We start from the raw sequence: 13,130 nt of genomic DNA on the forward strand, positions 1-13,130 counted from the left end.
ATTTAATAATGGTTCTGCTTCGTCGCAATCTGCTAGCATGGTTTCGTAAAAGTTTTCTGCTTTGGTGTATTCTTTGGTTTTTTGTATTTCTTGATTGAATGCGGCTACTTTTAAGAATGAATCGTCTACATTTGGAGTTTTGCCTTCTAAGAGTTGTTGCAAATCACGTTTGAATGTAGAGTCTGATAAGGCGTCGAAGATGATGTGGTGGAATCTAGCATATAATATGTTGCTGTCTTCTTTTTCATGAATCAGGAATCTGCATAGTGATTCTTTTAAGTTGAATGGTTTGGTTAGGAATTCTGTGATGCAGTCCTCATCAACATTATCTTCTACTGTAATCTTTGGTTCTGATCCTTTTATTAGGTGAGGTATTTCATACTCATCGCTTATGCACATGCCTAGGATAGGGTGAGCATTGAACATATTCTTTAAGTTTTTGATTATATGTTCGTTGGCATATTTTTTTGGTATTTTCATGGTTAATAGTATGATATATGAATCCTTCTTGTCATTTGCAATGATGTCTAAGTATACATTTAGCTGAGGCTCATTTAATGGACATGGTTCTTCAAGTGTATATATGTTTAAATCAAGGGTTTCGTCTTTTATGTTTGCTGCTATTGCTATTGGTGTGCGTAGGCTTAGCACGTCTGCAGCTGCAATGTTGTAGTCTTCGAGGTGGGATAATAATCTTATGGCTGTTAGGGAATCCCCACCAAGGCGGATGAAATCATCGTATATGCCTATTTTGTCGTTGCGGAATACTTTTTCAAAGGCTTTTACGATTGCTTTTTCGTTTTCGGTTCTTGGAGCAATGTAATCTGCATGTAGGCTGTCTGTATCGACTTGAGGTAAAGCACGCTTATCCACTTTGCCGTTTACAGTTAAAGGAATGCTTTCTAGTCTAATAACAAATGAAGGGACTATATAATCAGGTTTACGTTCGCTTACATATTCACGAACATGGTCAATCAAATCATTGTCATTTAAATAATTATTATATGAATAATTGTCATCTGAATCGTTATTATCTAAATCATTGGATACAACGACATAGGCTACTAATTCGTTGTTGCCGTTATTATTGGCTGTTTGGACTGTAACATCTTCAATGAATTCAATGTTTCTTATTACTGATTCGACTTCTGTGAGTTCGACACGATTTCCTCGGATTTTAACTTGGCTGTCATTACGGCCAACAATGCCGATTGTTCCATCAGGCAGCAATCTTGCCATATCTCCTGTGCGATACAATATATCATAATTGCAATCGCTGTTAAATGGATTCTTAATGAATGCTTTTTCTGTCTCTTCTTCACGGTTTAGGTATCCTGCAGACAGTTGATAGCCTGCAATGCATAATTCTCCTACTGCACCGAAAGGTACACGGCGATGTTCCTTATCTAAGATATAAACTTTTGAATTATAATTCAAGGCACCTACTGATGAAGGGTCCAATTTATCTGCATTATTGGTTGATGTGATAAATGCAAATGTTTCTGTAGGTCCAAAACTATCAAACAATTCATAATCCTTAGGGTTTGTGATTTCCCCTAGCTTTTCTCCACCAACGGTTAAAGCATTTAAAGTTGAATCATGGACATTTTCAATAAAGAGCTTTCCTATTTGGGTGGTCATCATAGTATGGGTAACTGATTGTTTGCAGAAATATTCATTTAAATCGCCCATATTCAATTTGATGTCTTCTGGAACTATGGATAAGCAAGCGCCGCTATAGAAAGTTTGACATATTGCTTGAGATGCTGCATCAAAACCGATTGAGGAATAGAGGGTGTAAACATCATCATTGCTTAATCCGCTTTGGTCAATGTAAGCTTCGATAAGATTAAGGATAGCTTTTCTTGTGATTTTTACACCTTTTGGAACTCCGGTAGTTCCGCTTGTGTACAGTATGCAAGCTAAATCATTATAATTTACTGATAAATTATTTAAACTGCCAATGCCCTCATTAGCAATGTCTGAAACGTTTATAAGAACAATATCCTCTCTAATGCTTCCATAGATATCATTACTGCTAGCATTTCTGCCATCATCACTGCTAGCATTACTGTTATCACCACTGTTATTCTCGCGAATATTATCAATTATCTCTTTAGCTCGGATATAAGTTTCATCACTTACAAGAATTGCTTTGGCATCTGTATCCTTAATCATAAACTCTATTCGTTCATTAGGGTAGTTGTCATCTAAAGGAACATAAATTGCTCCTAGGGATAAAATTCCTAAAGTAGAGAACATATAGTGCTCTGATCTTTCAGTGAAAAATCCTACGCAATCGCTAGGGGCAATGCCTTCATCTTTTAAGCGTTTGGCGATTTTATCTGCAATATAAGCTCCTTCGCCATAGGTATAGGACTTATCATTCATAGTCACAAGCTTCTTATCCTGGCCTTTTGCAAGATTGTCATTAAAGGCATCTAATATATCATCATATCCTAAAGTGTGCTCGGTTATATTTAAATCATTAAATATATGAACATCATCATCAGAAACATAATCAATATCCTTTAATTCATTTTTATCCAAGAATCCAAATAAAACTTCTTTAAATACATTAACAAATCTTTCTGCAGTATCCTGACTGAACATATCTAAATGACTGACACTGACAGCAAAGCCGTCATTCAAGTCATTAACTACACATAAAAAATCAGAAATGCGATCAGCATCATCACTAAATGTTATTTCATCACTAATCTCTTGAGTATCATTTAAATCATAATTATATTCAAAGGAAACGTTATTAATCAAATCAAATTCCCTTGCAAGAAGTCTAAATGGATAAGTGCTATTGGACATAGCCTCTAGAATCAAATCAGAAACATCACAAACATAATCTGTGATAAAATTATTTTTACAATCAACAATAATTGGTATGGTGCGAACAAACATGCCTAAGGCATTCTGATTGTATGCTTCATGACGGCCATGTTCTGTGAAAGTGAAATAAACTTTATTTCCTCCAGTAAACCGTGAATAAGTATATGCAAAAACGGCATTTAAAAAACCGCCAATGCTGATACCATTTTTCTCAATAAATGAATCTACTCTATCACGAACATGAGGAATAGGGAGAGTGACACTGCCTGTGGCGCCTTCAACATCTTTCAATATATGCTGAACATCATCATTATCTGCAAACAGATCTTTAAAGAATTCATAAGCGGTTTCATACCTTAATTCAAATTGGGAATTAAAGGAATCAATGCTGCTTTGAACAAAACCTAAATCAATATGATCATCTAATTTCCCTTCAAATGCTTTACTAAACTCATTATCCAAAATTGCACGGGAAGTTGCATCACTAATTATGTGATGCATCTCATAAAATACAAATCGGCTATCATCTCCGTCAACAATGAAAAATCTCGCCATAGATTTATTTAAATCAAAGGGCTGAATAAAATTAGCATAATCTTCAGATTCTACAATTTCAATTGAAGGAAAACTGTCACAAACTAAAATAGGCATGTCATCTGTGTCTAAAATTCGACCTTTCAATATTGGGTGCTTATCGATTATGGAGCAAATGACATTTTTAATTTCATCTACTGAATGATCTAATCCACAATCAACAAAACCTGGCACAGAGTAAGCAGTACTTTTATCATTAACCTTTTCATCCAGATAAACACCTAATTGGGATTCAGATAAACAACAAACAGTATTGTCTTCTTTAAATTCATAATTGGCAATGAATTTCATTTCAGATTCGATAGTTTCAATAAATAAATCAAACCTTTTCGCTAAATATGTGTCCATTGCATAATTTCCACCGAAAAGATAGGAATCTTCTAATGGTATTGCATTGAGAGTGATTCCATAAGACTCTGAATCCAACAAATTAAAATTAATCTCATTGCCTTGAGTCAAATAATAATTTATTGATTCAAATAACTTATTTTTAAATATAAATTCTGTACTTAAAAAGTTAAATGTAACTGGGCAATGCCTATATTCAAATTCCTTATTGTAAAAATCAAAGATGCATAATTTAGACCTAGATGATTAACATCTTTAAATGAGGTTTTAAGACTATAAACATCTTTTATTAAGGAAATATTATCATATTCACAATTCACATCAACAGCAACTGGATATTGGCTAGTGAACCATCCAACTGTTCTATTAAGATTGGCTATGCTCTCATCACGACCATAAGATTCACGATTGAAAATAATGTTTGAATCATAAACTTTCTTATACGCTCGTGAAATTGCTAAAGCTAAAAATTCATCTTCGGATAATCCTAATAAGTTATTAGCATCAAAATTTGAATCGACTTTAAATGAAAAAACATTAGATGGTCCTTTAATTTCGGAATTATCCAATAAACTATGAACCTCTTTCCAATGTTGTTTTTCCTCAATGGAAATGTCTTTAACTAATTCTTTTACATCCTTTATCCAATTTTTATAAGGGTATGGTCTTGATATGTCTATTTCTTTTCCCGCTTTTAGACGATAGTAAATATAAGTCAAGTCACTAAGCAAAATATTCCAACTCACTCCATCAACAATCAAATGATGAATAACAATCATAAGATAAGAAATGCCCTCATAATGAATCAAACTAACATCAATTAGTTTATTCTCAAGGTTAATTGAGTATGATGAATCAATAAAGATATCCCAAATTGCTTTTTCAAAATTCTCTAAAATGGAATATTCATTAATTTCAACAATGTGAGTATTTAAAGGCAATATCTCTTGAATTTGCTTTCCATCTTTATTATTATATCTTACACGCAAGATATCATGGATATTAGTCAATTCATCAAAACTTTTCTGTAAAATATCCTTATCTAAGTTTTCTTTAGCCTTTACTATAAACTGCTGTATGAAGATATTGCTATTGATTTGATCAAAGAAATACTCTTGAATAGGCAATAAATCAATAAGGCCTTCAGTTGATTCATAATGGACAGCTTCCTTATTTTCCTCTAAGTTTTGTGCAATTAAATAAGGGGGCCTATGATTTAAAATATTGCCTGCAGTGCAAAAAATATCCTTTTCTTGAAGCATGGAAATAAGACGAATGGCCTTAATTGAATCTCCGCCAAGACGAACAAAATCATCAAACAGACTGATATTCTTCTGTTCAAATACTGTTTCAAAAGCATCAATTATATGTTTTTCAGTTTCATTAGTTGCTTTGACATAATCAACGTGCAAACTATCCAAATCGACATCAGGTAATGCTTGACGGTCAACTTTGCCATTTACATTTAATGGAATATGGTCTAATGGAATAACAAATAATGGAACCATATAGCTTGGTTTATGTTCCCCTACATATTCGCGAACACGATCGGCTAATTCATTGCTGTCCAAATCATTAGACACAACAACATAAGCAACCAATTCATTGTTTCCTTCATTTAAGATTGTTTGAACAGTAGCATCAAGAACAAAATCAATTTCACGGATTACAGATTCTATTTCTTGCAATTCAACACGATTGCCTCTCACTTTTATCTGGCTATCACGACGGCCAACAATACCTAATGAGCCATCAGGCAGAATTCTTGCCATATCTCCTGTACGGTATAATGTGCCATATTCTGGATTATCATCAAATGGATTTTCGATAAATGCTTTATTTGTTTCTTCTTCTCGATTTAAATAGCCTTTAGCGACTTGATAGCCTGCCAAATACAATTCTCCAACAGCACCATTTGGAACGATTCTAAATTCATCATCTAAAATATATGCTTTAGTGTTATTGTTTAATAGACCAACAGAGGACTCATTGATCTTTAAGGAATTATTGATAGATGATACAAATGCGAAAGCTTCAGTTGGTCCATAAGCATCTATTAACTGGTAGTTGTGGGGACTGTCAACTTTACCTAACTTTTCGCCTGCTGCAAGCAAAACATCTAATGAAGTTTTCTCAATGCTTTGCATAAATAGCTTTGCAACTTGGGTTGTGATGAATGTGTGAGTCACGCCATGATTCATGAAATAGTCATTCATTTTTATCATATTGGACCTTAATTCTTCAGGAATTACACATAAGCAAGCTCTGGAATAGATGACAGCAGATATTACAAAACTGGATACATCAAAACCGATAGATGAGTATAGTCCAAAGATATCTGCGCTGCTTAAGTCATAAATATCGACGTAAGACTGTGAAACATTTAAAAGAGATTTTCTAGTGAATTTAACTCCTTTAGGGATGCCAGTGGTACCGCTAGTGTATAATATGCAAGCCAATTCACCGTATTCAATAGGCAATTTATTCAAAGAGCCGATATCCTCATTAAGGATATCTGAAAGATTTAAGATGCTTAAATCATCATTTTTAAGGTTTTCTACACGTTCAAGAGTTTCATTGGAAACTATGATGATTTTAGATTGGCTATCTTTTATTATGAAATCTATACGTTCCTCTGGCAATTTATCATCTAAAGGAACATAAGTTGCACCTGCAGATAAGATACCTAAAACACAGAACATGTATAATTCTGAACGATCCACTAAGAATGAGACATTATCTTGGAGTTTGATGCCTAAATCAACTAATTTTTTGGCTATTTTGTCTGCAATAAATGCTCTTTCGGCATAAGTGTAATTAGTATCTTTAAAGGAAACCAAATTATTGTTTTGATTCTTAATGAGGCAATCATTGAAGGCATCTAAAATATCATTGTAATTCAATTTAGTTTCAGTAGAGTTATATTGATTTATAATGTCTAAATCAGATGCTAATGTGTAATTAATGTCTCCTAATTTGTTGGCGTTGAGCATTCCATTTAAGATTAGTTCATAAGAAGATGCAAAGGATTTTATGAATTCGTTGGAATATTTGTCTGAGTATGTAATGGATAAATTATAATTGTCTCCTCTTTGAATGACTTCCACTGTTAAATCAGCAATCATGTCACTCATTTCTTGAATTATGCTGCTGTCAGTCTTAAGGATTTCATCTTCTTTTATCCAGTCTGGCATAAATTGGAATAGGATGTTTGAATTGATGTTATATTCATTTGCAAGTAATCTGAAAGGATAATAATTATATTTCATTACATCATAAACTCTATTTGAAATATAATCCATAAATGAATCAATATCTTGGTTTTTACAATCAATAATTATTGGCAGGGTATTTGCAAACATTCCTATTGAATCAAAATTATTAAATCTGCTGCGTCCATTTTCTATAATGTTAAACAATGCCTTTTCACTGCCAGTGAATCTGGACAAGGTATATGCAAATACACTAGTGAATAATGCATTCTCACTAATCTTATTTCTTGAAAAAAAGTCAGTTAAGTCTATATCTAATTCACTGGAATAATATCCGGAACTTTCACCGCCAATAAGATCTATCAAGTCATTAGTTTCATCAATATCTATTAGCATATTGTCATAAAATGATTTGGCTTCAGAATATTCCTGTGTTTTTTGAATTTGTTGGTTAAATGCAGATACCTTTAAAAATGAATTTTCAGGAGGGATATATAATCCTTCAAGAATAGTTGATAAGTCCCATGTGAATACTGTTTTAGATAATGCATCAAATATGATATGATGGAATACCTCATATAAGCTATAATCCTCATCATTTAAAACAATCAGGAACCTGCATAATCCTTCATGCAAATCAAATGGTTTGGTTAGGAATTCTTTCAAATAATCATCATTGCATCTGATTCAATGACAATAGGAGGTTTAGATCCTTTTACTAAATATGGAACTTCAAATTCATCACTGACGCACATGCCTAAAATCGGGTGAATAATTAGGATTTCCTCTAAAGCATTTTTGATTGCATCGATATCATATTCCTTTGAAATTCTCATATGCAAAGGAAGGATATTAGTGTCAAATTTATTGTTTGCAACAATATCCAAATAAACATTTAATTGGGATTCATTTAAAGGACAGCCTTCATCTAAGGAATAAACATCAGAATCAAATAGATTCTCAACAATATGATTTGCAATAGACTGTGGAGTGCGTAAACTCAATATATCTGCAGCAGCAATATTATAATCCTCAAGATAAGGCAATAGCTTAATTGCAGTTAATGAATCCCCACCTAAACGAACGAAATCATCATAAATACCAATATTTTCCTGATTGAAAACATTTTCAAAGGCTTTCACAATTGCTTTTTCGTTTTCGGTTCTTGGAGCAACATATTCTGCATGTAGACTGTCTATATCGACTTTAGGTAAAGCACGCTTATCCACTTTACCATTTACATTCAGAGGAATGGAATTCATTTTAATAACAAATGATGGAATCATATAATCTGGTTTACGTTCGCTCACATATTTGCGAACATAGTCAAGCAACTCATTGTCGTTTAAATCATTATTATCTAAATTATCTAAATTATCTAAATTATCTAAATTATCTAAATTATCTAAATTATCTAAATTTTCTAAATTATTTTCTAAATTATTTTCTAAATTATTTTCTAAATTATTTTCTAAATTATTTTCTAAATTATTATTGTCTAAATCATTGGATATGACTACATAGGCTACCAATTCGTTGTTGCCATTATTTTGGACTGTTTGGACAGTAACATCTTCAATGAAATCAATAGTTCTTATTACTGATTCGACTTCTGTAAGTTCTACTCTATTTCCTCGAATCTTAACTTGGTTGTCACGACGGCCAACGATGCTTAATGTGCCGTCACTTAAGAATCTAACCATATCTCCAGTGCTGTAGATGCGGCTATAATTTTCATCGTCATCGAAGGGATTTGCATGAAATGCTTTGCTGTTTTCCTCTTTTCGGTTCAAGTAGCCTGGTGTTAATTGATGACCTGCAAGGTGTAACTCCCCTACTGCACCAATAGGTACACGGCGGTGTTCCTTATCTAAAACATAACCTTTTACATTGCTGATAAAGTGTCCTATGCTGGAGTGATGAATACGTTTATTTGCAAAGATGCTGGTGGACACTGCAAGGTTTTCTGAAGGGCCATAAGTTTCAAATGGGCCGATGGAATCTGGTGCATTCAATTCACCAAGTTTCATTCCGCCGAAGCATAATAATTTGATTGTAGTGTCCATACCACTTTCAGCAAACAACTTACCTACTTGACTTGTGATATATGTATGGGTACAGCCATGCTCAACATAATAATCATTTAAGGCCTTTAAATCTAGTCTAATATCATCTGGAACAACATATAATGAACCTCCAGTTATGACCGGTGAATAAACTGCATGTGTATGCATATCAAAGACATAAGAGCAATGCATTCCGTAGATATCCTTAGATGTGAATTCAGTTTCATTAACCTACCATGAAACAAAGTTATTTAAAGCTTTTCTAGTTGTTAAAGAACCTTTTGGGGTTCCGGTAGTACCGCTGGTGTAGAGAAGAATTGCAATGTCGTTTTCATCAACATCTGCATGATCCAAATGATTTAAACTACCAATATTCTTGTTGATATAATCTGAAACATTTAAAATGCTTATATCCAAATTATTTTCAGTAATGATTTCATTCATGCGCTGTTTGCTTTCATCAACAGCAATAACGACTTCACATCCACTGTCCTCAAGCATTAGCAAAATACGTTCATCAGGATAAGAGGTATCAATAGGAACATAAACTGCACCAAGAGACAAAACACCCATGCTAGCTAAGAGGAACCATGCAGAGCGAGGAACAAACAAAGCTACAAAATCCTGTTTGCTGGTGCCTAGGCCTTTAAGGCCTTCAGCAACTTCATTAATTATAAATGCACTTTCTCCAAAGGTGTAAGCCTTATCCTTATAACCAACCAATATATTGTCTTCATATTTAATCAAATTATCATTAAATGCATCTAAAATGTCATCATATTCAAATTCATGTTCTGTTTGATTATATTTATCTAAAAGACTTATATCCTCATTTAATGTATAATTAATATCTGATAACTTATCTTTATGGGTCATATCCTGTAAAATCAACTTATATGAATCAACAAAATGTTTAACATAGTCTTTTGAATATTTATCAGAGTATAAAACTCTAATTGTAAATCTATTCTTATCAGAATCATATATGAAAAACTGATAATTCTGCATTCAAATCATGATTTAATTCATCAACAGAATAACCAAACTTCTCCTTATCCAACAAATTACTAAAAAGATCATGTGAATATTGGAATAAGATATTAGAATTCAAATCAAATGCATTGGCTAAAAGACGGAATGGATATAAATCATATTTCATCACAGAATTGATCACATTTGAAGAAACATCTAAAAAGGAACTAATGTCCTGATTTGAACAATCCAATAAAACAGGCAATGTGCGAACGAACATACCTACAGATTGGGATAAATCAATATGGCCTCTACCATTTTCAACCAAATTAAATAAGACTTTCTCGGAACCTGCAAATCTGGATAAAGTATAAGCAAAAACAGATGAGAAAAATTGATTGTAAGTTATTGAATTATTTTGCAAAAATGAATCAAGATATTCTTGGTCAATATCAAATGTATCAATAAATTCAAAATCAGAGCTGTCATAGGATAAATCCACCAATTCACCTGCATCATCCCTATCAGCCAATATTTCCTCAAAAAACTCTTGAGCATTTGCCATATAATCTGAACTGATATTTTCTTCAAATGAAATTGCTCTTAAAACACCATTGTCAATAAAATCATCATCATATTCATTATTCAAAATAGAGAATAATTTATTTAATAAAATGTTCAAGGAGGTACCGTCAAAAATCATGTGATGAATATCTATACATAAAAAAGAAGAATCATTATTTTTCACAAATAGAAATCTGGATAAGGATTCATCAAAATTAAAAGGCTGTACAAAGGAATGCAAATCACTTGGGAGACCTTTATCTATTTTTGGCTCGGCGTCAAAACTAAATGACAAAATACCATTATCATTTATTATGCGAGCTTTCAATATAGGGAAACAATCAAACAAACTGCTTAAAGCTTTTTTTATATCAGCAAATGAGTAATCATTTTTAAATTCAATTTTAAATGGATTATTATATGCTGTGTTCATTTCCTTAACAGTTTCATCAAGATAAACATTTAATTGAGATTCAGAGAGAGGACATAAATCCTCAAATGAATAACTGACAGTATTGGATAAATGACTTTCCAAATTATATTTGATATGATTTGCTATATTAACCGGTGTGGAAAGCTCAATTATGTCACTGGAAGATAAACTAACACCTAAGTTTTGATTTAACAGCATCTGCAGATTCATTGCAGACAAGGAATTGCCTCCCCACTCTACAAAATCACTGTCAATTAAAATAAAATCATTATTCAAAACTTCTCTAAAAGCCTCTAAAACAATGTTGAGGGTCTCGTCATCAACAATATGTATTTCAGTAGTTTCTCTGATATTTTTCAATGCAAACTTATCAATCTTACCATTTGCATTTAAAGGCATCTCCTCTAATTCAATAAAAAGAGAAGGAATCATATAGTCAGGTAATTCAAGCTTCAAAGCCTTTTTAACTTTCATGATATCGAAATCAGCATTGGTGGTATAATATGCAACAAGATTATCATGATCCACATCCAAATAAATATCTCTAATCTCATCAAAACCTTTCATGATGTTTAAAATCTCGTTGGATTCAATACGAAATCCCCTAACAGACAATTGATCATCTTCACGACCCATGATTTCAATTTCGCCATTGAAATTATAAAATCCAATATCCCCTGTTCTATACATTCTCTTATTATCTTCACAGGTACTGTAAGGATTGTCCACAAATTTTTCATTTGTCATTTCTGGATTATTGTAATATCCTGGACTTATGTAATCACTTGATATGCATATTTCTCCCGGAACACCAATAGGCATTTGATTTCCCTGTTTATCTAAAATATAAGCCCAAGCATTAGTGACAGGCTTACCAATTGGCACATGATTATCCTTAATGTCATTTAAATCATAAATTTTTGTAATGCCATAATTGATTTCTGTTGTACCATAAAAATTAACAATTTTAGTATGTCTTTCCTTTTTACTTAGTTCGTTTAATTTTTGCCCCTGCTAAGATAAGATAATCAAGTTTCAAATCTTCATTTTCAAAAATAGGAACACCTACGCTCGGAGGCAAAACTAAACTATTCATATGATTTTCTTTAAGTTCTTTAATTAACAGTAAACTATCTTTTCGCTCTTTTTCATTGAATATCCTGAACATCCTCCGAAGAATAGTGCATAAAATATTACAGATGAAGCAATAAAACTAAAACTGAGATAAGAGCCAACAACATCACCATAAGAAAAATTAAAAATATCCTTAAAAGAATAAGACAACAATGTAATCTGTTTATTTAAAACTTTCACTCCTTTAGGAAGGCCTGTTGTTCCTGATGTGAACATGATTGAAAATAAATCCTCACCATTTCCAATAATTTCCAATTCAACATCTTCGCTGTCATTTAAATCATCTATACAAATTACATTAATTTTAAAATCATATGATTGTGCAAATTCTTTTGTTGTAATTATGCTTTTAGCTTCACTAATATTTAACATATGTTCAATCCGCTTGATAGGATATAGTGGATCAACTGGAATAAAGCAAGCGCCTATTTTATTCAATGCCAATACTAACTCTGGAAAGTGATAAGTTCTTGGAAGCATTAAAGCAATATTATCCTTTAAAGATATGCCATGGTTTTCTTTCAAATCATAAGCAATGGAATTACTTGATTTTTCCAACTCTCCATAACTTATCTGTTCTAATCCATCATCTACTGCAATGGCATCAGGATGAATAATTGCATGCTCACGAAAACCTATTGACAATGTTTTATCTTTATTGACTTTTCTTGTTTTTCCTTTGCAGAAATCAGAAAGCAACAATTGCTCTTCTCTTGAAATAATGTTTATGTCTTTTAAAAGTTGATCATGGCAATTGGAAAGATTATCGATTAGTGATTTGAGATTATTCCCCATATGTTGGATGTAAATGTCTGAAAATATATCAGAATTATAAACCAAATCTAAATAATCATCATAAATGTTTAATGTTAAAGCTGAACCCTCTCCATTTAAAATATCAATATTATCAAATCCGCTAAAGTCATAAATGGAATAGGAAGTCAAAGTATCATCAATATAATA

The 13,130-nt window shown here is 32.3% G+C and carries 5 protein-coding genes and 1 pseudogene; all 6 read right to left on the reverse strand.

Annotated elements, in window-relative coordinates; all coding sequences use genetic code 11:
* On the reverse strand, positions 1 to 3,864 hold a 3,864-nt coding region (locus tag QZV12_RS06985), incomplete at its 3' end, for an AMP-binding protein (RefSeq protein ID WP_295619331.1).
* 83 nt (positions 3,865 to 3,947) lie between these two features.
* Positions 3,948 to 7,664 carry a non-ribosomal peptide synthetase gene (locus QZV12_RS06990; protein ID WP_295619334.1) on the reverse strand — a complete coding sequence of 1,239 codons (3,717 nt, stop codon included), beginning with the start codon at positions 7,662 to 7,664 and terminating at the stop codon, positions 3,948 to 3,950.
* Complete coding sequence (locus QZV12_RS13675; protein ID WP_366925548.1) at positions 7,661 to 8,701, reverse strand: phosphopantetheine-binding protein; 1,041 nt, start codon at positions 8,699 to 8,701, stop codon at positions 7,661 to 7,663. The genes QZV12_RS06990 and QZV12_RS13675 overlap by 4 nt, the downstream gene beginning before the upstream one ends.
* A 99-nt stretch (positions 8,702 to 8,800) precedes the next feature.
* Positions 8,801 to 10,072, reverse strand: a pseudogene (locus QZV12_RS07000) (AMP-binding protein); the annotation flags it as partial.
* A complete protein-coding gene (locus tag QZV12_RS07005; protein ID WP_394350728.1) occupies positions 10,044 to 11,999 on the reverse strand; it encodes a condensation domain-containing protein in 1,956 nt (651 codons plus the stop codon). The pseudogene QZV12_RS07000 and the gene QZV12_RS07005, both read right to left, overlap by 29 nt.
* 153 nt (positions 12,000 to 12,152) lie before the next feature.
* Positions 12,153 to 13,112, reverse strand: a complete 960-nt coding sequence (locus QZV12_RS07015) for an AMP-binding protein (protein WP_295619337.1) — start codon at positions 13,110 to 13,112, stop codon at positions 12,153 to 12,155.
* Positions 13,113 to 13,130 lie beyond the last annotated feature (18 nt).

Origin of the sequence: uncultured Methanobrevibacter sp., from assembly GCF_902769175.1 — an archaeon.
Lineage (GTDB): Archaea > Methanobacteriota > Methanobacteria > Methanobacteriales > Methanobacteriaceae > Methanobrevibacter.

What these genes read in the sequence shown, in the direction of transcription:
- QZV12_RS13675 (WP_366925548.1), bottom strand. Translation starts at nt 8,701, where the DNA reads ATGGTTAGATTCTTAAGTGACGGCACATTAAGCATCGTTGGCCGTCGT.